Origin of the sequence: Nocardioides sp. (genome assembly GCF_030150155.1) — a bacterium.
Taxonomy (GTDB): Bacteria; Actinomycetota; Actinomycetes; order Propionibacteriales; family Nocardioidaceae; genus Nocardioides.
Map to the genome: position 1 here is coordinate 15,741 of NZ_JASLGR010000031.1, position 26,370 is coordinate 42,110.

At 70.3% G+C, this 26,370-nt stretch carries 23 protein-coding genes; 2 read left to right on the forward strand and 21 right to left on the reverse strand.

The window, feature by feature from the left end; all coding sequences use genetic code 11:
- Positions 1-45: 45 nt before the first annotated feature.
- The 12 genes from Q1V88_RS08970 to folP all read right to left on the reverse strand — a co-directional run bounded on the left by Q1V88_RS08970 (position 46) and on the right by folP (position 11,576).
- Positions 46-2,619 (reverse strand): ATP-dependent Clp protease ATP-binding subunit, encoded by a 2,574-nt coding sequence (locus Q1V88_RS08970; protein ID WP_300680600.1) that lies wholly within the window; start codon positions 2,617-2,619, stop codon positions 46-48.
- Positions 2,620-2,832: 213 nt separating this feature from the next.
- Positions 2,833-3,156 (reverse strand): Lsr2 family protein, encoded by a 324-nt coding sequence (locus Q1V88_RS08975; RefSeq protein ID WP_300680601.1) that lies wholly within the window; start codon positions 3,154-3,156, stop codon positions 2,833-2,835.
- Positions 3,157-3,232: 76 nt separating this feature from the next.
- Positions 3,233-4,015, reverse strand: a complete 783-nt coding sequence (locus tag Q1V88_RS08980; RefSeq protein ID WP_300680603.1) for a type III pantothenate kinase — start codon at positions 4,013-4,015, stop codon at positions 3,233-3,235.
- 15 nt (positions 4,016-4,030) lie between these two features.
- Complete coding sequence (nadC, locus tag Q1V88_RS08985) at positions 4,031-4,939, reverse strand: carboxylating nicotinate-nucleotide diphosphorylase (protein ID WP_300680605.1); 909 nt, start codon at positions 4,937-4,939, stop codon at positions 4,031-4,033.
- Positions 4,939-6,600 carry an L-aspartate oxidase gene (locus Q1V88_RS08990; protein WP_300680607.1) on the reverse strand — a complete coding sequence of 554 codons (1,662 nt, stop codon included), beginning with the start codon at positions 6,598-6,600 and terminating at the stop codon, positions 4,939-4,941. The genes nadC and Q1V88_RS08990 overlap by 1 nt, the downstream gene beginning before the upstream one ends.
- Positions 6,601-6,626: 26 nt before the next feature.
- Positions 6,627-7,514, reverse strand: coding sequence for a pantoate--beta-alanine ligase (gene panC, locus Q1V88_RS08995; protein WP_300680608.1), 888 nt, complete (start codon positions 7,512-7,514; stop codon positions 6,627-6,629).
- Positions 7,511-8,482 carry a DUF2520 domain-containing protein gene (locus Q1V88_RS09000; protein ID WP_300680610.1) on the reverse strand — a complete coding sequence of 324 codons (972 nt, stop codon included), beginning with the start codon at positions 8,480-8,482 and terminating at the stop codon, positions 7,511-7,513. The genes panC and Q1V88_RS09000 overlap by 4 nt, the downstream gene beginning before the upstream one ends.
- Before the next feature lie 148 nt (positions 8,483-8,630).
- Positions 8,631-9,251, reverse strand: coding sequence for a hypothetical protein (locus tag Q1V88_RS09005; RefSeq protein ID WP_300680612.1), 621 nt, complete (start codon positions 9,249-9,251; stop codon positions 8,631-8,633).
- 9 nt (positions 9,252-9,260) lie between these two features.
- Positions 9,261-9,758, reverse strand: a complete 498-nt coding sequence (locus Q1V88_RS09010) for a DUF3180 domain-containing protein (protein ID WP_300680613.1) — start codon at positions 9,756-9,758, stop codon at positions 9,261-9,263.
- On the reverse strand, positions 9,755-10,324 hold the full coding sequence (folK, locus tag Q1V88_RS09015) for a 2-amino-4-hydroxy-6-hydroxymethyldihydropteridine diphosphokinase (protein ID WP_300680615.1): 570 nt from the start codon (positions 10,322-10,324) through the stop codon (positions 9,755-9,757). The genes Q1V88_RS09010 and folK overlap by 4 nt, the downstream gene beginning before the upstream one ends.
- Positions 10,317-10,706 (reverse strand): dihydroneopterin aldolase, encoded by a 390-nt coding sequence (gene folB / locus Q1V88_RS09020; RefSeq protein WP_300680619.1) that lies wholly within the window; start codon positions 10,704-10,706, stop codon positions 10,317-10,319. The genes folK and folB overlap by 8 nt, the downstream gene beginning before the upstream one ends.
- Before the next feature lie 51 nt (positions 10,707-10,757).
- Entirely contained in the window at positions 10,758-11,576 is an 819-nt protein-coding gene (folP, locus tag Q1V88_RS09025) for a dihydropteroate synthase (protein WP_300680621.1), read from the reverse strand.
- Between the two features lie 152 nt (positions 11,577-11,728).
- Here folP and Q1V88_RS09030 point away from each other — a divergent pair, with 152 nt between their 5' ends.
- Positions 11,729-13,924: a methyl-accepting chemotaxis protein gene (locus Q1V88_RS09030; protein ID WP_300680623.1), complete on the forward strand. Its 2,196-nt coding sequence runs from the start codon at positions 11,729-11,731 to the stop codon at positions 13,922-13,924.
- Between the two features lie 138 nt (positions 13,925-14,062).
- On the opposite strand, the gene folE is transcribed toward Q1V88_RS09030, so the two are convergent.
- From folE to dacB, 7 genes are all read right to left on the reverse strand, one after another.
- Positions 14,063-14,668 (reverse strand): GTP cyclohydrolase I FolE, encoded by a 606-nt coding sequence (folE, locus tag Q1V88_RS09035; protein ID WP_300680625.1) that lies wholly within the window; start codon positions 14,666-14,668, stop codon positions 14,063-14,065.
- A 4-nt stretch (positions 14,669-14,672) separates the two neighbouring features.
- Complete coding sequence (gene ftsH, locus Q1V88_RS09040) at positions 14,673-16,709, reverse strand: ATP-dependent zinc metalloprotease FtsH (RefSeq protein ID WP_300680627.1); 2,037 nt, start codon at positions 16,707-16,709, stop codon at positions 14,673-14,675.
- 93 nt (positions 16,710-16,802) lie between these two features.
- On the reverse strand, positions 16,803-17,354 hold the full coding sequence (gene hpt / locus Q1V88_RS09045) for a hypoxanthine phosphoribosyltransferase (protein WP_300680629.1): 552 nt from the start codon (positions 17,352-17,354) through the stop codon (positions 16,803-16,805).
- 26 nt (positions 17,355-17,380) lie between these two features.
- Entirely contained in the window at positions 17,381-19,108 is a 1,728-nt protein-coding gene (locus Q1V88_RS09050) for an aldehyde dehydrogenase family protein (protein WP_300680630.1), read from the reverse strand.
- A gap of 47 nt (positions 19,109-19,155) precedes the next feature.
- Positions 19,156-20,151, reverse strand: coding sequence for a tRNA lysidine(34) synthetase TilS (gene tilS / locus Q1V88_RS09055; RefSeq protein ID WP_300680632.1), 996 nt, complete (start codon positions 20,149-20,151; stop codon positions 19,156-19,158).
- A 12-nt stretch (positions 20,152-20,163) separates the two neighbouring features.
- The gene (locus Q1V88_RS09060; RefSeq protein WP_300680634.1) at positions 20,164-21,201 is read right to left on the reverse strand and encodes a zinc-dependent metalloprotease; all 1,038 of its coding nucleotides are present in this window, start codon (positions 21,199-21,201) and stop codon (positions 20,164-20,166) included.
- Positions 21,198-22,670, reverse strand: a complete 1,473-nt coding sequence (gene dacB / locus Q1V88_RS09065) for a D-alanyl-D-alanine carboxypeptidase/D-alanyl-D-alanine-endopeptidase (protein WP_300680636.1) — start codon at positions 22,668-22,670, stop codon at positions 21,198-21,200. Before dacB ends, Q1V88_RS09060 begins: the two co-directional genes overlap by 4 nt.
- Positions 22,671-22,751: 81 nt before the next feature.
- Here dacB and Q1V88_RS09070 point away from each other — a divergent pair, with 81 nt between their 5' ends.
- Complete coding sequence (locus Q1V88_RS09070; RefSeq protein WP_300680638.1) at positions 22,752-23,246, forward strand: inorganic diphosphatase; 495 nt, start codon at positions 22,752-22,754, stop codon at positions 23,244-23,246.
- 92 nt (positions 23,247-23,338) lie between these two features.
- Here Q1V88_RS09070 and Q1V88_RS09075 read toward each other — a convergent pair whose 3' ends face one another.
- Positions 23,339-25,312, reverse strand: a complete 1,974-nt coding sequence (locus Q1V88_RS09075) for an acyl-CoA dehydrogenase (RefSeq protein WP_300680640.1) — start codon at positions 25,310-25,312, stop codon at positions 23,339-23,341.
- 10 nt (positions 25,313-25,322) lie between these two features.
- Positions 25,323-26,360 carry a phosphatase PAP2 family protein gene (locus tag Q1V88_RS09080; protein ID WP_300680641.1) on the reverse strand — a complete coding sequence of 346 codons (1,038 nt, stop codon included), beginning with the start codon at positions 26,358-26,360 and terminating at the stop codon, positions 25,323-25,325.
- Positions 26,361-26,370 lie beyond the last annotated feature (10 nt).

A 26,370-nucleotide genomic window follows, 5' to 3' on the forward strand; every position in this document is an offset into this window, starting at 1 on the left:
CGCAGAAGGAGCCCCGCTCAGCGGGGCTCCTTCGCGTTTCGGACCTCAGTCCTCGTGCTTCTCCAGGTCGATCGGCTCCGTGAGCGGGTCGCTCAGCGGGTCCGTCAGACCAGCAGTCTCCAGCGGCGGCACGTCCGGAACGGGCGCCGACTTCTGACCGGTGAAGGTGAACTCGGCACTCGGGCCGGATCCCTGCACGTCGACCAGGACGATCTCGCCGGCACCCAGCTCGCCGAAGAGCATCTTCTCGCTCATCGGGTCCTCGATCTCGCGCTGGATCGTGCGACGCAGCGGTCGCGCACCCAGGTCGGGGTCGAAGCCGCGGTCGGCGAGCAGCTCGCGGGCCGCCTGCGTGAGCTCGATGCCCATGTCGCGGTCCTTGAGGCGCTTGTCGATCGCACCCATGAAGTTGTCGACCATCGCGAGGATCTGCGTCTTGACCAGCTTCGGGAAGACGATCACCTCGTCGACACGGTTGAGGAACTCCGGCTTGAAGTGCTTCTTCAGCTCGTCGGTGACCTTCGCCTTCATCCGGTCGTACGACCCGGCGTCGTCGGTGTTGCCGAAGCCGAGCGAGACGGACTTGTTGATCTCGTGAGCACCGAGGTTGGTGGTCATGATGATCACGGTGTTCTTGAAGTCCACGACGCGGCCCTGCGAGTCGGTCAGGCGACCTTCCTCGAGGATCTGCAGCAGCGAGTTGAAGATGTCCGGGTGGGCCTTCTCGACCTCGTCGAAGAGCACCACTGAGAACGGCTTGCGGCGGACCTTCTCGGTGAGCTGGCCACCCTCTTCGTAGCCGACGTATCCGGGCGGCGACCCGAACAGACGCGAGGCGGTGTGCTTCTCGCCGTACTCGCTCATGTCCAGCGAGATCAGGGACTCGTCGGAGCCGAACAGGAACTCGGCGAGCGCCTTGGACAGCTCGGTCTTTCCGACGCCGGACGGGCCGGCGAAGATGAACGAGCCACCGGGACGCTTCGGGTCCTTGAGACCGGCACGGGTACGACGGATCGCGCGGGCGACAGCCTTGACGGCCTCGTCCTGACCGATGACCCGCTTGTGCAGCTCCTCCTCCATGGTGAGCAGTCGCGCGGACTCCTCGGCGGAGAAGTTGCCCAGCGGGATGCCGGTCGCGATCGCGAGCACCTCGGAGATCAGGGCCTCGTCGACCTCGGCGACCTTGTCGGAGTCGCCCGAACGCCAGGCCTTCTCCCGCTCGGTCTTGGCGCCGATGAGCTGCTTCTCCTCGTCACGCAGACGCGCAGCGGCCTCGAAGTCCTGGCCGTCGATGGCCGCCTCCTTGCGGGTGCGGACCTCGGCGATCTTGTCGTCGAACTCGCGCAGGTCCGCCGGAGCCGTCATCCGACGGATCCGCAGCCGCGACCCGGCCTCGTCGATCAGGTCGATCGCCTTGTCGGGCAGGAAGCGGTCGGAGATGTAGCGGTCGGCCAGCGTCGCCGCCGAGACCAGGGCCTCGTCGGTGATGGTGACGCGGTGGTGCGCCTCGTAGCGGTCGCGGACGCCCTTGAGCATCTCGACGGTCTCGGCGATGGACGGCTCGGGCACCTGGATCGGCTGGAAGCGGCGCTCCAGCGCGGCGTCCTTCTCGAGGTACTTGCGGTACTCGTCGAGGGTGGTCGCACCGATCGTCTGGAGCTCGCCACGGGCCAGCATCGGCTTGAGGATCGAGGCGGCGTCGATCGCACCCTCGGCCGCACCAGCGCCGACCAGGGTGTGGATCTCGTCGATGAACAGGACGATGTCGCCGCGGGTGCGGATCTCCTTGAGCACCTTCTTGAGGCGCTCCTCGAAGTCACCGCGGTAGCGCGAGCCGGCCACCAGGGCACCCAGATCCAGGGTGTAGATCTGCTTGTCCTTGAGGGTGTCCGGGACGTTGCCCTTGACGATGTCCTGGGCCAGGCCCTCGACGATCGACGTCTTGCCGACGCCGGGCTCGCCGATGAGGACCGGGTTGTTCTTGGTGCGTCGGCTCAGCACCTGCATCACGCGCTCGATCTGCGGCTCGCGGCCGATGATCGGGTCCAGCTTGCCCTCACGCGCATCGGCGGTGAGGTTGCGGCCGAACTGGTCGAGGACCAGCGACGAGGAGGGCGCCTCGGAGCCACCGACACCGGCGGTCTGCGGGCCACCGGTCTGGCCGGGCTGGCCTTCCTTCCCCTGGAACCCCGAGAGCAGCTGGATGACCTGCTGGCGGACCCGGTTGAGGTCGGCGCCGAGCTTCTGCAGCACCTGGGCGGCGACGCCCTCACCCTCACGGATCAGGCCGAGCAGGATGTGCTCGGTGCCGATGTAGGAGTGGCCGAGCTGCAGCGCCTCGCGCAGGGACAGCTCGAGCACCTTCTTGGCGCGCGGGGTGAAGGGGATGTGCCCTGAGGGAGCCTGCTGGCCCTGGCCGATGATCTCCTCGACCTGGGCGCGGACGGCCTCGAGCGAGATGTCGAGCGACTCCAGGGCCTTCGCGGCGACGCCCTCACCCTCGTGGATGAGACCGAGCAGGATGTGCTCGGTGCCGATGTAGTTGTGGGAGAGCATGCGGGCCTCTTCTTGGGCCAGCACGACCACCCGACGGGCTCGGTCAGTGAATCTCTCGAACATTCGCTCCTCCTTCGACCGGGTCGACACGGCAGTGTCACCGGTGACACAGGGATTAACCCTGTCACCAGCCTACGCGTTCCCGGTTCCGACGAAATCCCATCCGCTGTGAGCGAACAGGCCGCGCACCGGCACCCCCGACGGCCGGCACGGGACAAGAAACGCCTGGTCCCACGGCCGTCACGACCGCGGGACCAGGCGAGGACTGATCAGTGATCAGTTGGCGGCGTCGAACGCCTCCTTGACGTTGAGCGGGATGCGACCGCGCTCGGGGACCTCGAAGCCGTTGGAGCGCGCCCAGGCGCGGACCTCGGCAGCGTTGGTGCCACCGGTGGACTTCTTCGCGGCGCCGGCCTTGCCGCTGCGGGCGACCTTGCGGGCGTGACCGATGAACGGAGCGAGCGCGTCACGCAGCTTGTCGGCGTTCGCCGACGTGAGGTCGATCTCGTAGTTCGAGCCGTCAAGGCCGAACGTGACGGTCTCGTCGGCCGAACCGCCGTCGATGTCGTCCTCGAGAATGATCTGGACCTTCTGAGCCATGTCGTTTTTCCTTTACGTCGATTGTCCGGTGGATCCGAGCCTCCCCCCGGACCAGCACCAACAATGGCATAAAAGTCTAAGAATTGCGACGGTAGATCATTTCAAGACCCTGAAGAGTCAGCCAGGGAGCGTCATCGGTAAAGATCCCGTCGCCCTCCATGACCTCCAAAACCAGGGGTGCGAGATATCCGGTGGCGATCACGTCGACCCCGTCGATTTCCACGCCGAGCTCGCCGACCATCCGGGCGACCAGGCCTTCGACCTGCGCGGCCATTCCGAAGAGAATCCCCGATTGCAGCGCTTCGACGGTGTTCTTCGCGATCACCGTGCGGGGCCGACTGACTTCGACTTCTCGCAGCTGCGCATTACGCCGGCCCAGCCCCGACAGAGCCAGCTCGATCCCCGGGGCGATCGCGCCACCGACGTACGCCCCGGCAGCGTTGACCACGTCGAAGGTGGTCGCGGTGCCGCCGAAGTCCACCACGATGCAGGGCCCGCCGTAGAGCGTCGCCGCCGCCAGGGCATTGCAGATCCTGTCGCTTCCGACTTCTCGCGGATTGTCCATTTGCACCGCCACTCCGGTGCGAACTCCGGGCTCCACGATGACCCGCGGAAGATCAGCAAAATGCCTCGACAGCATCTCCCGCCACTCCGTCAGCACTGCCGGGACAGTTGAACAGATGGCAATTCCAGTCAACTCCGCAAGGCGGTCGGACAGGAGACCCGAGATGGTGATCGCCCATTCGTCGCTGGTACGACGCTCATCGGTCGACACCCGCCAATCGCCGACGACCTCGCCATCGCGCAGCAGCCCCAGCTGGGTGTGCGCATTGCCGATATCGACCGCGAGCAGCGTCATCTCACCATCCTGATCTCAGAGATCCTCAAGATCGAAACCTATATCGAAGACCGTCACGGAATGCGTCAACGCACCGACGGCGATGAGATCCACTCCGGTCTGGGCAACGGCGCGGGCACGCTCCAGAGTGAGCCCGCCCGACGCCTCGAGAATGGCGCGACCAGCGGTGATATCCACCGCTTCGGTCATCTCCTCCAGGCTCATGTTGTCGAGCATGATCCGATCACAGCCGACCTCGAGCAGCTCCCGCAGCTCGGCCAGGGTGGTGACCTCGATCTCGATCGGCAGCTCGGGATAGTCGCGCTTGATCGCCTCGTACGCCGGCACCACCCCGCCCGCCGCGATGACGTGGTTGTCCTTGACCAGGGCCATGTCGACCAGCGACATCCGGTGGTTGACACCGCCGCCGGCCCGGACGGCGTACTTCTGCAGGTTCCGCATCCCCGGCATCGTCTTACGGGTGTCCTGCACCCGGGTGCCGGTGCCCTCCAGGGCCTCCACCCAGGCCGCGGTGGCTGTCGAGATGCCTGAAAGATGACTGGCGAAGTTGAGGGCCGTGCGCTCGGCGGTGAGCAGTCCGCGGGTCGAGCCCTCGACCACCATCACGACGTCACCGGGTGCTACCCGGGTGCCGTCGGGGACCCGGCCCGACACGGTGACGTCGTCGCCCAGGACGAGCCGGAAGACCAGCTCGGCGACCCCCAGACCCGAGACCACGCCGGCGTCACGGACGGCGAAGTCGCCACGCGCGCGTGCCTCGGCGGCGATGGTCGCCTCCGAGGTGACGTCCACGGAGTCGTCGGCGGGCAGGTCCTCGTCGACGGCGAGCCCGATCATCGTGATCAGGTGGTCGACGTCGATCCCCGCCATCGCCAGCTCGGCGAGCAGGGTCTCGGGCAGGGCGGTGGTCTCGGTGAGCTTCATCAGTGCTGGTCCGTTGCGGGTGCGGGGGTGAAGGTGACGGTGGCGGCGCCGGTGCCGGGCGTGCTGAGGGCGTCGAAGTGGCCCGCCCAGTCGGCATCGTCGCGCTCGGGGAAGTCCTCGCGCCAGTGCGAGCCGCGGGTCTCCTCGCGGCCCGAGGCGGCCGCTGTGAGCAGCCGGGAGACGGTCAGCAGGTTGGTGTTCTCCCACGCCGTCGAGGTGACCTCGGTGTCGGCGTCGACCGCGGTGGCGATCGCGTCGAGCTCCCGGGACGCCTCGGCCAGTCCGGCGGCGCCGCGCAGCACGCCGACCTTGCCGCTCATCGTCTCCTGCAGCGAGCGGCGTACGTCGCCGTGGGCCAGGCCCACCGGACGGGTGTCGGAGGCGACCTCGGACCACTGTCGCAGCTCACCGGGCAGCACCTCGGCGATCCGGCGGCTGAAGACCAGCCCCTCCAGGAGCGAGTTCGAGGCCAGCCGGTTGGCGCCATGCACCCCCGAGCAGGCCACCTCGCCGGTGGCGTAGAGCCCCGGCAGCGAGGAGCGGCCCCACAGGTCGGTCGCCACGCCGCCGCTGGCGTAGTGGCAGGCCGGGGCGACCGGGATCAGGTCGACGAGCGGGTCCACGCCGTGGGAGCGGCACGAGGCGAGGATGTTCGGGAAGCGGTGCTCCCACTCGGCCTGGCCCAGGTGTCGGGCGTCGAGCCACATGTTGGGGTGACCGGTCTCGATCATCCGCTTCATGATCGCCTTGGCGACGATGTCACGCGGGGCCAGGTCGGCCAGCTCGTGCACGTCGGTCATGAACCGGTTGCCCTCCCAGTCCACCAGGAAGGCGCCCTCGCCGCGGACGGCCTCGCTGATCAGCGGCTGCTGGCCGACGGAGTCGGGGCCGAGGTACATCACGGTCGGGTGGAACTGGACGAACTCGAGGTCGCGCAGCCGGGCGCCGGCACGGAAGGCGAGCGCCATCCCGTCGGCGGTGCTCACCGACGGGTTGGTGGTCTGGGAGAAGACCTGGCCCAGGCCGCCGGAGGCGAGGATCACCGAGCGGGTCAGGACCAGGCCGACACCGTCCTCGTCGCCCTCGCCGACGATGTGCAGGGTCAGACCGGCGATCCCGCCGTCGGCGGCGGGGACCAGGTCGACCACCATCGCGTGCTCGAAGACCAGGATCTCCGGAGCGGCCTTGACCGCCTCGATCAGGGCGCGCTGGATCTCGGCACCGGTGGCGTCGCCGTTGGCGTGCGCGATCCGGTGACGGTGGTGACCGCCCTCCATCCCGAGGGAGAGGGTGCCGTCGTCCTCCTTGTCGAAGTTCGTGCCCCAGCTGATCAGCTCCTGCACCGCCTCGGCGCCCTCGCCGACCAGCACCCGGACGGCGTCCAGGTCGCAGGCACCGGCGCCGGCCACCAGGGTGTCGACCTCGTGCTGCTCGGGCGTGTCACCCTCGCCGAGCGCGGCGGCGATCCCGCCCTGGGCCCAGTTCGTCGAGCCCGCGGCCAGCACGTCCTTGGTGACCACCACGATGGTGTCGACCTGGTCGCGCAGGCGCAGTGCCGCGGTCAGACCGGCGATGCCGCTGCCGACGATGACGACGTCGGCCTTGGCGGTCCACCCGGGAGCGGGTGCGAGGAGCTTGCCGGGAAGACGGATCTCGGTCACCCGGAAACCCTAGTCCTTGACCCGACTCAGAACTGCAAGGGCAGGTTGTCGATCAGACGCGTCGCGCCGACCCGTGCCGCGATCAGGATCCGGCCCTCGGTGCCGGGGGTCGGCTCCGCGGGCAGGTCACCCAGGTCGGCGGCCCGCAGAGCCAGGTAGTCCAGTGCCACGCCGGGCTCCTCGTCGAGGACCGCGAGCGCCGCCTGGCGGGCTGCGTCGACGCCGTACGCCGTCGCGGCCTGCGCCGCCCGCAGCGACCGGCTCAGCGCCAGGGCGCTGGTGCGCTCGGCGGGGCTGAGGTACCGGTTGCGGCTGGACAGGGCGAGCCCGTCGTCGTCGCGCCGGGTCTCGGCGCCGACGATCTCGATGCCGAGGCAGAGGTCGTCGGCCATCCGCTTGATCAGGGCGAGCTGCTGGTAGTCCTTCTGCCCAAAGACCGCCACGTCGGGTCGGACCAGGCCGAGCAGCTTGGCCACCACGGTCAGGACGCCACGGAAGTGTCCGGGGCGGCTGGCGCCCTCCAGGATGTCGGCGACGGTGCCCGGCACCACGGTGGTCATCGCCGCGACGGTGGCCTCGGTGAAGCCGCCGGGGTAGACCTCGTCCACGCTCGGAGCGAAGACCACGTCGGCGCTGGCGCCGCCGGCGACCTGGAGGTCGGCCTCCAGCGTGCGCGGGTAGCGGTCCAGGTCCTCCCCCGCGCCGAACTGCAGCGGGTTGACGAAGACGGTGACGACGACCTTGCCCGCGGCTCCGACCTGCTCGCGCGCCAGCCGCATCAGGCTGGCGTGGCCGTCGTGCAGCGCCCCCATCGTGGGGACGAGCGCGACCTGCTCACCGGCACGCCGGGCCTCGGCGAGGACGGCGGCGAGATCGGAGCGGGTGGAGACGAGCTGTGCTGCGGTGGTGGTCACTGCTCGATGGAATCAGACTCGGCGCCGAGGAACTCCGCCAGGGGGAGCCCGAACTCGGCGGCGTCGAGGATCTGACGGATCTTCAGCGCCCGGATCGGCAGCAGCCGACCGTCGGAGACGGCCCGGCTGAGCGTGGCCCGTGCCATCGCCAGGTACGACGGCAGGGTCTGCACGGCGTTGGCCCGGATGTCGTTGAGGTGGGCCGCCACGGTGCCGGCGTCGCCGCGCACGATCGGGCCGGTGAGGGCGGCGTCGCCGTGCTCCAGGGCGTTGTCCAGGGCCGCGGTCAGCAGCGGGCGCAGGGTCCCGGCGGGGTCGTCGGCACCCGCGGCCGAGAGGATCTCCATCGCCTCGGTGACCAGGGTGACCAGGTGGTTCGCGCCGTGCGCGAGACCGGCGTGGTAGAGCGTCCGCATCTCCTCGGGCACCCACATCGGGCGGCCGCCCAGGGCGTGCACGAGAGACTCGGTGAACTCCCGGTCGGGAGTGGCGGCGGTGAGGCCGAAGACGCAGCCGGCCAGCCGGTCGAGGTCGACGGCGGTGCCGGTGAACGTCATCGCGGGGTGGAGCGCGATCGTCTGCGCACCGACCTCACGGGCCGGGTCGAGGATCGCGAGGCCGTGCCGGCCGGAGGTGTGGACGACGTACTGGCCCGGGCGCAGCGCGCCGGCGGCGGCCAGCTGGGTGACGACGTTGCCGAGCATGTCGTCGGGGACGGTGAGCAGCACGATGTCGGCGGCGCGGGCCACGGCCGTCGGCCGGGCGATCCTGACGCCGGGGAGCAGGTCGGCGATCCGGCGACGCGAGGCGTCGGACTCACCGGCGACGGCGGCGATCTCGAAGTCGGGCGCCCCGTCGGCGGCCCGGTAGCGGCGCAGCGCTGCGGCCAGCACCGCGCCCACACGCCCGGCGCCGATGACGCCCACGCGCAGCGGTCGCTGCGCTGTCGATCCCACGATGGAATCCATGCCCGTCCAACCTTTCGTTCCAGCCCCGCCGCCCACCCCAGTCGGGGCCGGTAAGAGTGCCGGACGTTTCGTGTCCGAACGACGACGCTACGCCGAGGTGACAGCCGTGTGAACAGGCCGTTCCTGTGACTTGCCCCACACGCCGCCGTCAGGCGGACTGGGCAGGCTTGGCCGTCCAGCCGGAGTGCAGCGCCTGCTGCGCCTGGAGCTCGGCCCGGGTGGCCTCCAGCTCGATCTCCAGCTCGTGCACCCGCAGGATCGCCTCGGCAGCGCGGGCCTCGGCCTCCTCCAGCCGGCCCTCGGCCCGGGCGAGCCAGGCGTCGGCGTTGCGGGTGGCCTCGGCGCGCTGCTTCATCGCCTCGGCAGCGCGCTGGTGGGCCGCCGCGAGGGCGCCCTCGAGGTCGGCGATCACCTGGGCGTCGCGGGTGAGGCGCTCGTCCTGGCCCTCCAGCCGCGCCTGCAGCCGGGTGGTCTCGGCACCGTGCTCGGCGATCCGCGCCTCGGTGATGGCGACGTAGCCCTGCGCCTGCTCGGCACGGTCACGGGCGGCCTCGACGCGGGAGTCGAGCAGCTCCAGGTGGACGATCCGGGTGGCGGCGGCACCACACAGGACCGCGGCGGCAGCGGCGCAGCCCACCGCGAGGTGGCTACCGCTGACGACGGCGCCGACGACGGCCAGCGCAGCGAGGGCGATCAGCCCCACGGCCACCGAGACGCGTGCACTGCGCGACCGGCGACGTGTGACTCGTGTGACAGATGGGGAAGTCATGTTCGGAGGCTAAGCCTCCGGATCGTCCCCCGTGACGCGACACGCCCGCTCGAGGAGAAGGCTTGCCAGAACGATCAGTCCACCACCGACGGCCGCGACCAGCGAGCGGATCAGGCGCTGGTGCGCCAGCTCGACGTCGACCCACAGCCAGCTGACCGCGTAGCCGAGGTAGAAGCCACCCACCAGGGCACCGACGATGGCGCACGCCCGTGCGAGCACCAGCCGGTTGACCGCCTGGTGAGGCTCCAGCCGCCCGCCGCTTCCCCCTGCCCGCGGATGCGTGCTGCGGTACGTCGCCCACGCGACCAGCCCCAGCAGCGCGGCCAGACCGACCAGCGCGACCGGCTGCGCCCAGGTGACGACCGGGGCGTGCCCGAACCAGGAGTCCCAGACGCGGTGGCTCAGCCAGCCCACCACGAGACCGACGACGAGGGCTGCGGTCAGCACGCCCGCCGACGTCGGGCGCAGTGCCCGATGCGGATCTCGTGGTGGGGTCGGCTCGCTCAATCGACGACGAGCGTGATGTCGGTCAGGGTCAGGCCGGTGGCGTCAGCGGCCTGGAGCAGCTCCGCGACCAGACCGATGCCGGGGATCTCGGCGTCGGGCTCGAGGTCGAACCAGGGCTTGAGCACGAAGGCACGCTGGGCGGCCCGCGGGTGCGGGAGCTGCAGGTGCGGCTCGTCGCTGACCTTGTCACCGACGGTGATCAGGTCGACGTCGATCGTGCGCGGCTCGTTGATCACACCCTCGGTGCGGGTGCGGTCGAAGGCCTCCTCGATCGCCAGGGCACGGTCCATCAGGACCTTCGCCGGCAACGTGGTGTCGAGCAGGACGACGGCGTTGAGGTAGTCGCCGGAACCCTCCGGCGAGTCGACCGGAATGGTCTCGTAGACCGGCGAGACGCCGGTGATCCACACGTCGGGGGTGTCGGCGAGCTGGCCGACGGCACCTTGGAGGTTGCTCTCACGGTCGCCGAGGTTGGAGCCGAGGGCGACGACGGCGCGGCGGATCGGCTTCATCTCACCCGTGAGGGTGTCGGCGTCGATCGCGAACGGGCTGGGCGAGTCATTCACGGTGAGGACCTCCGTTGGCTCGAGTGATGGTCAGTGCGACATCCCGGAATGTCGCCTGAATCGGGGCGTCAGGCTTGTGGACCGTGACCTTGACCCATTCAACACGCTGCTCCAAGAGGACCACATCCGCGATCCGTTGGGCCAACGTCTCGATGAGATCCACAGGATCACGCTCCACGGCGGCCTTGACGTCGTCCACGAGGTTTCCGTAGTGGACCGTCTCGCGCAAGTCGTCGGTGGCAGCGGCGGTGCTGGTGTCGAGGCCCAGCACGAGGTCGATCACGAAGATCTGGCCCTCACGGCGCTCGAAGTCGAAGACGCCGTGGTAGCCGTAGCACTCCACGCCGTAGACGGCGAGCTCGTCGATCTGTCGTGCGTTCACTGATTCTTCTCCCGTGGGATCGGGCCGGGTCGTCGGCCGGTCATCGACTGATCATCGCGTGGTCATCATGGCGGCCGCCGCCACGGCGTCGTGGGCGGCGCGTACGTCGTGCACCCGCAGGCCCCACACCCCCCGGGCGGCCAGCAGCGCGACCACCGCGGTGTGGGCCGACTCCCGCTCGTCGACGGCCCGCGGGGTGCCGTCGGGACCGGCGAGCAGCTCACCGAGGAACCGCTTGCGGCTGGCCCCGATCAGCAGCGGCATCCCGAACGCGTCGAAGGCGTCGAGATCGCGCAGCAGCTCCCAGTTCTGCTCGGTGGTCTTGGAGAAGCCCAGACCGGGGTCGAGGATCAGCCGCTCGGCGTCGATCCCCGCCGCCAGGGCGGTGTCGACCCGTTCGCCGAGCTCGGCCACGACGGTGGGCACGACGCCGTCGGCGTACTGGGTGAAGTCGGTGCCCTGCATCGCGGAGCCGTGCGCACGCCAGTGCATGCAGACGTAGCGGACGTCGGAGTCGGCCACCACGGGCAGGATCGCGGGGTCGGCGAGCCCGCCGGAGACGTCGTTGATGATGCTGGCGCCGGCGTCGATCGCGGCGGCGGCGACCTCCGAGCGCATCGTGTCCACCGAGACCAGGGCGCCCTCGGCCGACAGCGCCCGGATCACCGGGACGACCCGGGCGAGCTCCTCGGCGACCAGCGGGCGGGTGGCACCGGGCCGCGTCGACTCACCACCGATGTCGAGCAGGTCGGCGCCGTCGGCCACCAGCTCCAGACCGTGCCTGATCGCCGCGTCCGTCGCCAGGAACCGTCCGCCGTCGCTGAACGAGTCCGGCGTGACGTTGACGATGCCCATCAGGAGCGCAGACATGGCCTTAACGCTAGGCCATCACTCGGCGCCAGGGACAAAGGGCCCGAGCGCTACGGGCCTGACGCGGACGCGGCGCGAACTTTAGCACCGGGCCGGCCGGTCCGGATCGGCTTTTTGGTCAACCCGGCCCTCCCCATGCCGATCACGCGAGCATGACGTCCGTCGATGCGCCACGCCTGCCCCACGACACCGTCCGCGTGCCTCAGGCCCGCACGGCTGCCGGTCCCTCCACGCCTCCCCCGGCGCCTCCCAGCGAGCCCGCAGCGCAGCGCCAGCCCGGCACCCGGCGCAGCACCGTGGCCTGGCATCAGCGGATCACGATCGTGCAGAAGCTGTGGACGATGGTCGCCCTGACCCTGGTGGTGCTGGTGATCGTCTCGGTGGTGGCGACGATGAAGTCGGCCTCGGTCAGCACCCTGATCTCGCAGAACCGCAGCAGCGCCCAGGTCTCGAGCAAGCTCAACGCGGGCTACTCCGAGTGGCTGCTGGCCCGGACCTACACCAACCAGTACCTGATCGCGATCTACAACGAGATGCAGCCCGAGGCGGTCGTGCCGACCCCGAAGCCGTCGACGTTGGCCGCCGAGTCGGCGCAGCAGCACTACGCCACCGCCCTGGAGAAGTTCGACACCGCCCAGAAGCTCGACACCACCGGCATCGCCGCGGACTACCTGCGCAAGCTGAGCCGCCTGATCGGCACCCACGAGGACTACCTCACCGGGATGGTGAAGGCCGGGAAGAAGGGCGACCTTGGCACCGTCTCGACGCTGTCCAGCGAGTCCGGCGGTGCCGACGCCAGCGCGATCAACGCCACCTTCAACGAGGCCGACGACTTCGTCGACAAGGCCGTGGAGCGCCAGCTCAGCGACATCGACTCAGCGGTGAACTCGCTGCAGACCATCACCCTGGTGGTCGCGGCGGTCGGGTTCCTGCTGATGGCACTGGCCGGCTGGCTCACCGTCCGCAGCGTCTCCAAGCCGCTGCGCAAGGTGATCGTCTCGCTGCGAGCGATCGCCAGCGGTGACCGGAGCCAGCGCGTGCAGCACGACAACGCCGACGAGATCGGCGCGATCGCGACCGCGGTGGACCAGGTGATCGAGGCACTCGAGGCCGGTGACGTCGCCAGCCGCAACGCCGAGGCCGAGCGGGTCGCCCGGACCGAGGCCGAGAAGCGCTCGATCGAGGAGCGCGCCGAGCTGGAGCGGGCCGCCGCTGCCGCCGACGCCGAGCGGGAGCGTGCCGCTGCCGAGGCCGAGCGGGCCGCCACCGCCGCCGAGGCCCAGCGCGAGCGCGACCAGCTCGCTGCCGACGAGGCCGCTCGCCAGCGGGAGGCCGAGGCCGAGGCCGCTCGTCAGCGGGAGAAGGAGGAAGCCGCCGCGGCGACCGCCGCCCGGGTGGAGATCCTGATGAACTACCTGGCCGACGTCGCTGCCGGCGACCTCACCCAGGAGCTGTCGGTGGGTCGCCTCGACGACGCCAACAGCTCGGCCGACAACGTCGCCCACATGGCCGACTCGATCCGGTCGCTGGTCTCCTCGCTGCGCACCAGCATGAGCCAGATCGGCCAGACCGCCGCCTCGGTGGCAGCCGCCGCCGAGGAGCTCACCGCCGTCAGTGCCGACATGGGTGGCTCCGCGGAGAACACCACCGCCCGGGTCGGCAACGTCTCGGCCGCGGCCGAGCAGGTCTCGGCCAACGTGCACACCGTGGCCTCGGCCACCGAGCAGATGAGCGCGAGCATCAGGGAGATCGCCCGGAGCGCGACCGACGCCGCCAACGTCGCCGCCCGCGCCGTCACTCAGGCACGTACGGCGACCGAGGCCGTCGAAGCACTGGGGACGTCGTCCAGCGAGATCGGGCACGCGGTCAAGGTGATCAGCACGATCGCCTCCCAGACGAACCTGCTCGCCCTCAACGCCACCATCGAGGCGGCGCGTGCCGGGGAGGCCGGCAAGGGCTTCGCCGTGGTCGCCAACGAGGTCAAGGACCTGGCCGCCGAGACCGCCCGCGCCACCGACGACATCGCCCGCCGGGTGGAGGCGATCCAGCACGACAGCGCCGGGGCCGCCACCGCGATCACCGAGATCGGCACCGTGATCAACGCGATCCACGAGACCCAGGGCACCATCGCCGCCGCGGTCGAGGAGCAGACCGCCACCACCAACGAGATCTCGCGCTCGGTCACCGAGGCCGCCGCGGGCACGTCGGTGATCGCCGAGGACGCCGTCGGCGCCTCGACCGCTGCTGCGGTGACGCAGAACGGTGCGTCCGGCACGGCTCAGGCCGCCACCTCCCTGGCCGGTCTGGCGACCGAGCTCGACCTGCTGGTGCGCCGGTTCCGGTACTGACCCCGAGCCCGGCGGTGAGCCGGGAACGCCACAGGGGCGGCCCCGTTCGGGGCCGCCCCTGTGTGCTTCCCGGACTCGGTGGTGCAGCCGGGGCCCGCGTCAGCGGTGGGTGTCAGCAGTCGACGTCAGCGGTCGACGTCAGCGGTTGATCAGCGCGAAGGCCTCGGCACGCGTGGTTGCGTTCGAGCGCATCGTGCCGCGCACCGCGGAGGTGATCGTCCTGGCGCCGGCCTTCTTCACCCCGCGCATGGTCATGCACAGGTGCTCGGCCTCCATCACGACGATGACGCCCTGCGGCTTGAGGATCTCCATCAGGGAGTCGGCGACCTGGCTGGTGAGCCGCTCCTGGACCTGCGGCCGCTTGGCGTAGACGTCGACCAGGCGGGCCAGCTTGGACAGCCCGGTGATCTTGCCCTCCGCCTCGGGGATGTAACCGACGTGGGCCACTCCCGTGAACGGCACCAGGTGGTGCTCGCACATCGACCAGAACTCGATGTCGCGCACCAGCACGAGCTCGTCGTGGCCGATGTCGAAAGTGGTGGTGAGGACGTCCTCGGCGCTCTGGCGCAGCCCCTGCGTCACCTCGGCGTAGGCCCGGGCGACGCGAGCGGGGGTGTCGAGCAGACCCTCACGGTCCGGGTCCTCCCCCATCGCGTAGAGCAGCTCACGGATCGCCGCCTCGGCGCGGGCGTGGTCGAACGGCGGGTGGACCGCGGTCGGGTCCAGGGAGATCGGGTCGGTCACGCGATCAGCCCTGCTCGGGAAGGGGAAGCGGCTTGGACGGCACGTCGGTGATGCCACCGGCGGGCGTCGAGCCGGCGCCACCGATCTTCTTCTGCGCAGCCTCGACGGCAGCCTGGTCGCGCTCGCGGATCCACTGCGGGATCTCGATCGCAGGGATGTCGGAGGGACGACGCGTGTCCGAGCCGGTCCAGGCCGGACGGAGCGGGTGACGGCGCAGCGGCTTGAAGATCTCGGCGATCTCCTCCTTGCCCAGCGTCTCCTTCTCCAGCAGCGCGAGCACGAGCGAGTCGAGCACGTCGCGGTTCTCCTCGAGCAGGTCGAAGGCCTCCTGGTGCGCGGTGGCGAGAAGCTTCTTGACCTCCTCGTCGACGATCCCGGCGACCTCCTCGGAGTAGTCGCGCTGGTGGCCCATGTCGCGGCCGAGGAACGGCTCGGAGCCCGACGTACCGAGCTTGATCGCACCCAGGCGCTCGGTCATGCCGTACTGCGTCACCATCGCCCGGGCGAGGTTGGTCGCCTTCTCGATGTCGTTGCCGGCACCGGTGGTCGGGTCGTGGAAGATCAGCTCCTCGGCGGCACGGCCACCGAGCATGTGGGCGAGCTTGTCGAGCATCTCCGAGCGGGTCTGGGAGTACTTGTCCTCGTCGGGCATCACCATCGTGTAGCCCAGTGCGCGACCGCGCGGCAGGATCGTGACCTTCTGCACCGGGTCGTTGTGCGGCATCGCCGCAGCGACCAGGGCGTGACCGCCCTCGTGGTAAGCGGTGATCAGCTTCTCGTGCTCGCTCATCAGACGCGTACGCCGCTGCGGACCGGCGATCACGCGGTCGATCGCCTCATCCATGTGCTCGTTCGTGATCAGCTTCTCGTTGGCCCGCGCGGTGAGCAGCGCGGCCTCGTTGAGCACGTTGGCCAGGTCGGCACCGGTGAACCCGGGGGTGCGGCGCGCGACGGTGGTCAGCTCCACGTCGGGCGCCAGCGGCTTGCCCCGGGAGTGGACCGAGAGGATCTTCTCGCGACCGGCGAGATCGGGGGCGTCGACCTGGATCTGGCGGTCGAAGCGGCCCGGACGCAGCAGGGCGGGGTCGAGCACGTCGGGACGGTTGGTCGCGGCGATCAGGATCACGCCGCCGCGGACGTCGAAGCCGTCCATCTCGACGAGGAGCTGGTTGAGGGTCTGCTCGCGCTCGTCGTGACCGCCGCCCATGCCGGCGCCACGGTGGCGACCGACGGCGTCGATCTCGTCGATGAAGACGATCGCCGGGGCGTTCTCCTTGGCCTGCTCGAACAGGTCACGGACCCGGGAGGCACCGACACCGACGAACATCTCGACGAAGTCCGAGCCGGAGATCGAGAAGAACGGCACACCGGCCTCGCCCGCGACGGCGCGGGCCAGCAGCGTCTTGCCGGTTCCGGGCTGGCCGTAAAGCAGCACACCCTTGGGGATCTTCGCACCGACCGCCTGGAACTTCGCGGGCTCGGCCAGGAACTCCTTGATCTCCTGGAGCTCCTCGACAGCCTCGTCGGCACCGGCCACGTCGGCGAAGGTCGTCTTGGGCATGTCCTTGGTGATCAGCTTCGCCTTGGACTTGGCGAACTGCATCACGCCGCGGCCGCCACCGCCCTGGACGGAGTTCATCAGGAAGAGGAACAGCACCACGATCAGGATCAGGGGCAGCAGGAAGCTGATGATCGAGCCGAGCACGCTGGGCTTGGCGACCTCGGAGTTGAACTTCTCGATCGTTCCCTTGTCGACCTGGGTCTGGACCTTGGCGAGGATCGCCTCCTGGCCACCGTCGACCCAGTGCGTGGAGACCGAGTCACCGCCCGAGCGCGTGCCCTTGTCGAGGGTCGCCTTGATCTGCTGGTCGCCGTCGACGAACGTGATCGACTGGACCTTGCCCTCGTCGATGTACTTGATCATCTGCGAGGTCGGGATCTCGGCACCACCGCTTCGGGGCGCGAGGTACTGCAGACCCAGAACCACCACGATGGCGGCGGCGATGATCCAGAACAGTGGATTCTTGGCGAAACGCTTCACAGGCTTCTCTTCAATTCATGCGGTCATGCAGACGGCGGATGTCCGGCCGGTCACCCTCAACAGGCAAAACGTACCGGCGTACTCAATTGTCCCCTAGGAGTACACGTGGGGGGCGAGTGTTCCGATGTCTCGCAGGTTCCGGTACTGCTCGCGGTAGTCGAGGCCGTAGCCGACGACGAACTCGTTGGGGATGTCCCAGCCGACGTACTTCGGCTCGATCGGCATCTGCAGAGCCTCAGGCTTGCGCAGCAGGGTGGCGATCTCGACGCTGGCCGGGCCACGGCTGGAGAGGTTGGCGACCAGCCAGCTCAGGGTCAGGCCGGTGTCGATGATCTCGTCGACGATCAGCACGTGGCGACCGTGCAGGTCGGAGTCGAGGTCCTTGAGGATCCGGACCACGCCCGACGACGTGGTGCCTGAGCCGTAGGACGAGACCGCCATCCAGTCGATCTCGACGTGGCGGTTCATCGCCCGGGTCAGGTCGGCGATCACCATGATGGCGCCGCGCAGGACGCCGACGACGAGCAGATCCTCGCCCTCGTAGTCGGCCTCGATCTGCTTGGCCATCTCAGCGAGCCTGCCCTGGATCTGCTCCTCGGTGAAGAGAATGTTGATCAGGTCGTCTTGCACGGTCTCCGCATCCACGAAGGAGAGCCTATCCGCCCGGTGGTTCAACCTCGGAACGCAGAGGCCACGATGCCCGGGATGCGGACCCAGCTCGGCTTGCCGACGAAGCGGGTCATCCGCTGCGCCGTCGTGGCTGCGGTCCGGGCGGTGACGAACCACGGCGCCTTCGGCGAGAGCGAGAGCTCGCCGTGCAGCACCGAGCGTGGGAAGGGCCGGAACGGACCGGTGACGATGGTCCGCTCGGTCCGCGGGAGCAGGTAGCTGTTGTGCACCACGCCGATCCCCGAGCCCGCCGCGTCCAGGGTGTTGCCGGGGAAGGCGCCCCAGGGCGCACCGCGCAGCAGGAAGCCCATCGCGCTCCAGGCGTTGATCGCGATGGTGCCGTAGCGCAGGTCGGCCAGGATCGCGTCGAACGCGCCACCCATCGCCGTGCGGTCGGCCGGGGCCACGATGATCGAGCCGCCGAGGGTGCCGTCGAGGCGCTCGTTGGCGAAGGCGACGGCGTTGGCGAAGAAGACCGCTCCGGTGCCCGGCAACGAGGTGTGGCCCAGCACGGAGGTGAAGTACTCGGTGCTGAACAGGTCTTGAGAGGTGGTCTCGTCGACCTGGATCAGGAGCCTGTTGTCGGTGTGCCACTCCGCCCCGGGATAGCTCTGCGTGGCCAGGGCGAGCTTGGCGTCGCTGCCCGGATACCAGGGCCCGCGGGCCGGCAGGGTGTCGAGCACCTCACGGATCGCCGCCAGGAACGCATCACGCTGCGGCCAGTCGGCGCTCAGCACCAGGGTCTGCCCGGCGATGCAGTTGTGCCCGGAGTTGTGCAGCCGCTGGGTGACGACGTGCTCGGCCTGGTAGCGCAGATCGGCCTCGGACCACTCACCGGGGATCACGATGATCGGGCTAACCCCGCCGAGCTCGGAGGTGATCGCCTTGGTCAGCTTCGGCTCCCCCGCCGCACGGCGACGCTCGGCCTCCTCGCCGACGCCCCACACGATCGCGTCGTGGGTGATCGCACTGCCGGTGATGTGGACGTGGTCGATCCCGTCGTGACCGGTGAGGTAGCCACCGACCGCCGCGGCACCGTTGACGATCCGCAGCAGGTCGGCCTCGATCAGGGGCGCCAGCGCGGCCTCGTAGACCGGCTTGAGGCTGGCGAACGTCGGGTTGAGCTTGAGCACGCTGGCACGGTTGAACGCGACCAGCTCGTAGAGCACGTCCAGCGGCCCGATCCCCGACACGTTGCCGGCACCGAGCACGACCCCGACGCCGCCGTTGACGCCGGTGTCGCGGGCGCCGAGCCCTGCCTCACGCTCGGCCTGGTCCAGACCGACGCCGGGCTCCAGCCAGACCTCGGCACTGAACCCGCTGAGCAGGACCTGCTCGTACGCCGTCGTCGGCAGCACCGACACCGTGGCCCTGCCACCCGGCGCGGTCCCGGTGCGCAGCCCCTCGATCGGGGAGCGCCCCGCCGCGAGCCGCTCCAGGCTCTGCGCGACACCGCCGAATCCGTCCATCGTCACGTACGGACCGCTGAACCACTCCTCGCCGGCCAGGGCCGACGGGGTGTGCTTGGCCGCCACCGCCGCATCGGTCCAGGCCTGGTCCTGGGCGGCGACGCTGTCGTGCACCTGCGCCATCAGCCGGGCTCGGCGGGCCAGTGGCATCGCCGCCCAGCGCTCGATGCCGGCAGCCAGCGCCGCGACATCGGCGTCGAGGGCCGCCCGGACCTCGTCGTTCAGCTCGAGCGGTACGGCGGTCGCGGGGTCGATCGACATGAGGGGTGCCTCCTGGAGCAGCCGGCGTGATGCACGTCACCACCACCCTAGCCGCCGGCCGGCGCCCCGGAACTGGTCGATGACACAAAGGTGATCCGCCCCTCGGTGCGGATCGCACGAAGCAGACCGGGCAGGTCGATCCACCTCTGCCCGTGCCAGTCGGTGACCAGGGCGTCGAGCCCGAGGATGTGCTCGAAGGTGAGCTCGGCGGGGATCGCCCCGGCGGCCAGCGCCCCGTGGCGGAGCAGTCGGGTACGGATCGCGGTCGGGTACCCGGCCAGCACGTCGGCGGCCAGCGTCCCGCCCAGGGAGCGCCACTCGTTCTCGGCGATGTCGTCGAGCAGCTCGGTGTCGCTGCGCAGCTGGTCGGCGGTGCGGGCCAGGGTCGCAGCGATCCCCGGGCCGAGCTGCTCCTCCAGCACCGGCAGCACGGTGCGCCGCACCCGGACCCGGGCGTAGCCGGGGTCGTCGTTGTGCGGATCGTGCCAGGTCTCGATCCCCTCGACCTGGCAGGCGGTGACGGTGTCGTCCCGGCCGACGTCGAGCAGCGGACGCCGGTAGCGCCCGAACGCGCGCCGCATCCCGGCCAGGCTGCGCCCGCCTGACCCGCGAGCCAGACCGAGCAGCACCGTCTCGGCCTGGTCGTCGCGGGTGTGGCCGAGCAGCACGAGTCGGGCGCCGACGTGGTCGGCGTACTGGTCGAGGGCGGCGTACCGCGCCTGACGGGCGGACCCCTCGGGACCGGCGCGATCGGGGTCGTCGACGCTCACCGAGATGGTGACGGTCTCGTCGATGCCCAGCGCCGCGAGCCGCCCGGCGGTCTGCTCGGCGACCACGTCGCTGTCGACCTGGAGGCCGTGGTCGACGGTCGCACCGATCACCCGCAGGGCCAGCTTGTGGCCCTCCACGATCGTCGCGGCGGCCAGCGCCATCGAGTCGGGGCCGCCGCTGACGCCGACCACGACGGTGTCACCCGGGGCGCACTCGGCCAACGCCTTCCTGACACCTCGGCGGACGGCAGCGATCGAGGGGTGCAGCGCCATGGCAGGAGTCTGTCAGGGACGGACGCGGGCGATCCAGGCGCCGGGGTCGTGGATCTCGCTGCGCAGCGGCAGCGTCTCGGGACTGGTCCACACCGTGTTGAACCGCTCCATACCGACCGCGTCGACGACGTGCCGGACGAAGACCGCTCCGTCGCGGTACTGCGCCATCTTCGCGTCGATGCCGAGCAGTCGGCGCAGCAGCCGGTCCAGGGTGCCGACGCCCTTGCGGCGCTCGCCGAACTTCGCCCTGATCGTCTCCACCGACGGGATCACGCTCGGGCCGACACCGTCCATCACCACGTCGGCGTGGCCCTCCAGCAGCGACATCACCGCGGTCACCCGGTCGATCACCTCGCGCTGCTCGGGGGAGCTGACCAGGTCGGCGAGGCTGCCGGTGGCGCCCTCGCCCTTGACCAGCTCGCCGACCTTCGCGGCCAGGTCGTCGAAGAGCGACCCGGTGTCGGTCATCTCGGCGATCGCGGAGACCTGCTCCATCAGGTGGTCACGCAGCCACGGGTTGGCGGTGAACTGCACCCGGTGGGTCTCCTCGTGCAGGCAGACCCAGAGCCGGAAGTCGGTCGGGTCGACGTCGAGCTCGCGCTCGATGTGGACCACGTTGGGGGCGATCAGCAGCAGCCGGCCGTGCGGCGCGGTGAACGGGTCGAACTGGCCCAGCACCTTGGAGCTGAGGAAGCCGAGCAGCCCGCCGACCTCCGCCCCGGCGATCTTGCGGGTCGCCGCACCGGCGACGGCACCGGCGGCCCGCTTGGCGGTGAGCCGGTCCGCGACCGGTGCGAGCAGGGTGGCGAAGCCGTCGGCGTTGGCCTGCACCCAGCCGCCGCGATCGACGACCAGCACCGGCGCGGTGTTCTCCGGTGCCACCAGGCCGGTGAACTCGCGGACCAGACCGGTCGAGCGGGCGGCGTCGGCACGCAGCTCGGCCACGGCCGCGGCCGCCTCGGCGCGGGTGACGACGGGTCCGTCGCTGGCGAGCTTGCGCCCGACCCGGACCGCGAACTTCCAATCGACCAGGTCGTGGACGGCGCTCATGGAGCGACCGTAGCCGAGGGCTGGTCGGAGGTGAGGGTGCTCGGCGACGTGCTGGTGCTCGGGATTGCCGGGGTTGCCGGGGTGGTGGGGGTGCTGGGGGTCGCGGGCGCCGGCGTGGAGCAGTGGCACGTCGCCAGCGCCGCCGCAGCGTCGTCGAGCGCGCTGCGCGCCGCGAGCGTCTTGGTCACCGGCACCTCGTCGGCCATCACGACATAGACCATCGGGGTGCCGTCGGCGTCGGCGATGAACCCGGCCAACGCACTCACCCCGGTCAGCGTCCCCGTCTTCGCCCGTACGACGCCCAGGCCCGCTGTCCCCGAGGCGTCGGTGAACCGCTCCAGCAGGGACCCCGAGAATCCGGCGACCGGCAGCCCGTAGCCCAGCGACTGCAGGTCCGGGTCGGTCGCCGCGGCGCGGAGCACCCCGGTCAGGGCCGCCGGGGTGATCAGGTCCTTGCGGGAGAGCCCGGAGCCGTCGTACAGCCGGACGCCGTCGAGCGGGACACCCAGGTCGGTCAGCGCTGCCGTGGTGGCCTTGACCCCGCCGGCGAAGGAGCCGTCGCCGGCCTTGGCCCCGATCAGGTGCGCCATCGTCTCCGCGGCGTCGTTGTCGCTGGTCTCCAGGGTGTGCTGGACGATGTCGCGCAGCGGGGCGCTGGTGACCCGGGCGATCTCGGTGTCGGTCCCTGCGGTGCTGACGGCGGCCTTGCGGATCCGGTGAGCGACGGTGATGCCCTCGGCGCGGAGCACGGCCGCGACCTTCCGGGCAGCAGTGGTGGCCGGAGTCAGGTCGCGGCCGTCGTCGAGCTGACCCTCGTCCAGACGCAGCGCGCTCATCGGGGACACGACGTCGTCGGGCACGTAGTTGGCCGGCCAGCTCGGGCTGGTCGTCGGTCCGGTGAAGAGCGAGTCGTCGTAGGACAGGCGCACCCGGGTGACCCCGCTGGCCTTGAGGGCAGCGGCGGCGGTGCGGGCCAGGGTGGTGACGTCGGCGCGGGGCAGCAGCTCGGACTTCACCGGCTTCAAGGCCAGCAGCGGGTCGCCGCCGCCGACCAGGACGAGCTGCCCCGCCGCCGGAGAGACCACCGTGGTAGCGAACGTCGCCTCCGGGCCGAGCACGTGCAGGGCGGCGGCAGCGGTGAGCAGCTTCGTGGTCGAGGCCGGGGTGGCCGACCCGGTGCCGAACGAGGCCAGGGTGGCGCCGGAGATCGAGGAGACCTCGCCGACCACGTGGTCACCGAGGTCGGCGGCCTTCAGGTGGCCCTTGAGTGCGGCCCGCACCTTCGCAGCGTCCAGGGTCGACGTACTCGCGGCGACGGCGCTCGGCGACGGGACGGCGACGTTCCACGGTTCCGCGGCGCTGTCAGCGCCTGCGGCCGGGTCGGAGTCGAGCCAGCGATCGAACCAGCCACGGTCGTAGCCGACCACCCCGACGGCTGCCACCACCGCCAGCACCAGCAGCGACGCCACCCAGCGAAAGACCTTTCGCGACCTACCCACTCGTCGAACCCTCAAATCGCATCCGTGACCCTCGTCGGGGAGACTACCGGTATGACTGTGACGTTCGACGTGCTCATCGAGGTGCCCAAGGGCTCCCGCAACAAGTACGAGGTCGACCACGAGTCCGGCAAGCTCCGCCTGGACCGTGTGCTGTTCACCTCGATGGTCTACCCGGCCGACTACGGCTACATCGAGGACACCCTCGGTGGCGACGGTGACCCGCTGGACGCACTGGTCCTGCTCCCGTTCCCGCTCATCCCCGGCGTCCTCGTCGAGGCCCGCCCGGTCGCGATGTACGTGATGGAGGACGAGAAGGGCCAGGACGAGAAGGTCCTCTGCGTCCCGACCGACCCGCGCTTCGACCACATCCAGGACCTGGGTGACGTCGACGAGTTCACCCTGGGCGAGATCAAGCACTTCTTCGAGCGCTACAAGGACCTCGAGCCCGGCAAGCACGTCAAGGGCTCCGACTGGGTCGGCCGCGAGGCCGCCGAGGCCGAGATCACCGCCTCGTTCCAGCGTCTGAAGGACGCCGGCGAGCACTGAGCCGCCGCCGAGCCGGCGACGAATGACACCGAGGGCGCTCCGTTGCGGAGCGCCCTCGGTGTCATTGTCCCCAGGTCAGGCCTGAGGCGAGCTCACTGGTCCTCGGCCCGGCCGGTGGACAGGAACGCCTCGGGGATCCCGAACGCGTCGACCAGGGTCCGTGCGTGCGGCCGCAGCTCGCGGCACAGCCGGTTGATCTCCGCCGTGATCGCCTTGCTGCGCTGCACCGAGAGCCGGCCGTGCTCCATCCACCAGGCCCGATCGGCCTCGATCACGCTGAGCGCGTGCAGGTCGGCGACCAGGTCGAGCAGGTCCCGGACCGGCCCCTCCTCCAGACCGGCGACCCGGTCGGCGAACGCCTCGTGCACCAGTCGGTCGACGTGGGCGTGACCGAGGGCGATGACGTGGTCCTGGACGTGGGAGAAGACCGTCCCGGCCGGCGTACCGCGGTCGACGCCGCCCTTGAGCCGCCGTGCCACCCCGGCGAGCATGTGCTCCTCGCGGAAGCGCAGCATCGCCTGGTGGTAGTCGGCGTCGCGGATGTCGGGCTCCCGACCGGCGCCCTCGCCGCTCGGCAGCAGGTCGCGGACCCGCTCCAGGAGCTTGTGCACCTGGGTCTTCTCCACCACCGTCTCGACCGCCTGGCCGGCGACGAAGCGGACCAGGTCGAGCTGGTCCATCGAGGAGAACTCCCCCGAGTAGTTGGTCAGCAGGCCCTTGGCGACCAGCTGGATCAGCACCGTGTTGTCGCCCTCGAAGGTGGTGAAGACGTCGGTGTCGGCCTTGAGCGCGGCGAACCGGTTCTCGGCCAGGTAGCCGGATCCGCCGCAGGCCTCGCGGCACTCCTGGATGGTCCGGGTGGCGTGCCAGGTCGCGACCGCCTTGGTGCCGGCCGCGCGTGACTCCAGCTCGCGGCGCTCCTCGGGCGCCTCATCGCCGCTCTCGGTCTCGGGCGCCGCGTTGAACGAGGCGTGCAGCTGGTCGACCAGCACCTCCTGGGCGAAGGTCAGCGCATAGCTGCGCGCCAGCAGCGGCAGCAGCCGGCGCTGGTGCTGGCCGTAGTCGAGCAGCAGCGTCTCGGCCCCGTCCTCGCCGCCCTCGAACTGGCGGCGCTGCAACGCGTAGCGGATCGCGATGGTCAGGGCGACCTTGCTCGCCGTCACCGCCGCGCCGCCGACCGAGACCCGACCCTGGATCAGGGTGCCGAGCATGGTGAAGAAGCGCCGGTTCACCGACTCGATCGGGCTGGCGTAGGTGCCGTCGGCGGCCACGTCGGCGAACCGGTTGAGCAGGCTCTCCCGCGGGATCCGCAGGCCGTCGAACCAGATCCGGCCGTTGTCGACGCCGTTGAGGCCCATCTTGCGGCCGTCGTCAGCAATCCGTACGCCGGCCACGGGCCGCCCCGCCCGCCCGTCGGGACCGTGCTCCCGGATCCGCGCCACGAACGCGTGCACGCCCTGCGACTCGCCCTCGATCTCCAGCCGGGCGAAGACCACCGCGAGCTCGGCATGCTCGGCGGCGTTGCCGATGTAGTCCTTGTAGGCGTCCTCGGCCGTGGTGGTGAGGACGAACTCCTCGCTCGCGGGGTCGTAGGTCGCGACGGTGCCGATCGCGGCGACGTTGGAGCCGTGGCCGTGCTCGGTCATGGCGAAGCAGCCCAGCACCCGACCGTGGATCAGGTCGTCGAGGTAGGCGTCGTGGTGCCGCTGCGTCCCGAGCTGGAGGATCGCGCCGCCGAAGAGACCGAACTGCACCCCCACCTTGACCAGCACCGACAGGTCGCCGTGGGCCAGCGTCTCGAACGCCGCGATCGACGCGCCGACGTCGCCCCCGCCGCCGTACTCGGTCGGGAAGCCGAGCACTGTCAGGCCGGAGTCGGCGAGCTCGAGCACCACCTCGCGGACGCGTTCGCGGAACTCCTCGAAGCCGAGCTCCTCGGCCTCACTCAGCACCGAGGCGTACGGCCCCAGGCCTTCGAGCACCCGCGCGCGGACGTCGGCGTGCGGGCCGGCGAGGATCTGGTGCAGGGCGGTGGTCAGGTCGGTCGGCACGGATTCGTCCCCCATGCCCCTGACGCTAGTGGACCTGAGCAACCTCCGGCACCGGCTCGGGTGAGACGGTGCCCTTGCGTCGGAACCTCTGCCCGCTGGCGAGGCCGCCGAAGTAGAACGACGCGAGCGCGATCAGCACGCCGGCGACGTCGTCGCTGACGTAGTGCCAGCCGAAGTAGAGCGTGGCGCAGACGGTGACGCCGAAGTTCACCCAGAACAGGATCTTGATCCAGCGCTGACGCAGCGTGTACTGCACCATCAGCGCGACCAGCAGCGTGATCGCGGTGTGCAGCGAGGCGAAGCCGGCGACGGTCTGGGCGGCGTTGGCCTGCTGGTCCCACAACGCTGTGTGGCGGGCGTTGACCAGCGAGTCCATCAGGTCCGTGGTCGGGGTGTGGGTCAGCGGCGTGTAGACGTAGGGGTACTGCAGGCCCGGACCGATCGTGGGCAGCATGTAGTACGAGATCGTGCCCAGCGTCCAGGCCAGGCCCTGGGAGCAGACGAACCAGTAGCCGTAGCCGAGGTTCTTCGACCAGACCAGCCAGCAGGTCACCGCGATCGGCACCAGCGGCAGGAACCACAGGTACACGTAGCTGAAGAAGAACGCCAGGATGTGGGTGCCGAAGATGTCCTGCAGCACCGCGCCCGGCTCGTGGCCGAAGAAGAGCGCCCTGTCGATCAGGTGCAGCTCGTGGTCGTACTGCGAGTGGATCAGGGACGGCAGCGCCGACTTGAGGTTCCGGTACGACACGTAGATGACGTAGAACGCGATCACGCCGACGGCGACCAGGGTCAGCCGTTCACGGTTCCAGTGGGTGCCGATCCGCTCGCGCAGCACCGGCAGCATCTGCGCGGGACGGCAGCGCGAGAACCACAGCGTGCGGGGCAGCAGGTCGAGCAGGATCGCGGCCGCGAGCAGCAGCGGCAGCCGCATCCAGGACGGGCCCAGGAAGCTGCCGTCGGGGTCGACCAACGGCTTGCCGCTGGCGATCGACACGATGACGGCCGCGGCACCGATGCCGACTGCGTTGATCAGGAGCAACAACTGGGCACGGCGATACACGGAATGACAC

Coding starts and splice junctions, on each gene's coding strand:
- Q1V88_RS08970 (WP_300680600.1), bottom strand. CDS start 2,619: ATGTTCGAGAGATTCACTGACCGAGCCCGTCGGGTGGTCGTGCTGGCC.
- Q1V88_RS08975 (WP_300680601.1), bottom strand. CDS start 3,156: ATGGCTCAGAAGGTCCAGATCATTCTCGAGGACGACATCGACGGCGGT.
- Q1V88_RS08980 (WP_300680603.1), bottom strand. CDS start 4,015: ATGACGCTGCTCGCGGTCGATATCGGCAATGCGCACACCCAGCTGGGG.
- nadC (WP_300680605.1), bottom strand. CDS start 4,939: ATGAAGCTCACCGAGACCACCGCCCTGCCCGAGACCCTGCTCGCCGAG.
- Q1V88_RS09000 (WP_300680610.1), bottom strand. CDS start 8,482: ATGGATTCCATCGTGGGATCGACAGCGCAGCGACCGCTGCGCGTGGGC.
- Q1V88_RS09005 (WP_300680612.1), bottom strand. CDS start 9,251: ATGACTTCCCCATCTGTCACACGAGTCACACGTCGCCGGTCGCGCAGT.
- folP (WP_300680621.1), bottom strand. CDS start 11,576: ATGTCTGCGCTCCTGATGGGCATCGTCAACGTCACGCCGGACTCGTTC.
- Q1V88_RS09030 (WP_300680623.1), top strand. CDS start 11,729: ATGACGTCCGTCGATGCGCCACGCCTGCCCCACGACACCGTCCGCGTG.
- Q1V88_RS09050 (WP_300680630.1), bottom strand. CDS start 19,108: ATGTCGATCGACCCCGCGACCGCCGTACCGCTCGAGCTGAACGACGAG.
- tilS (WP_300680632.1), bottom strand. CDS start 20,151: ATGGCGCTGCACCCCTCGATCGCTGCCGTCCGCCGAGGTGTCAGGAAG.
- Q1V88_RS09060 (WP_300680634.1), bottom strand. CDS start 21,201: ATGAGCGCCGTCCACGACCTGGTCGATTGGAAGTTCGCGGTCCGGGTC.
- Q1V88_RS09070 (WP_300680638.1), top strand. CDS start 22,752: ATGACTGTGACGTTCGACGTGCTCATCGAGGTGCCCAAGGGCTCCCGC.
- Q1V88_RS09075 (WP_300680640.1), bottom strand. CDS start 25,312: ATGGGGGACGAATCCGTGCCGACCGACCTGACCACCGCCCTGCACCAG.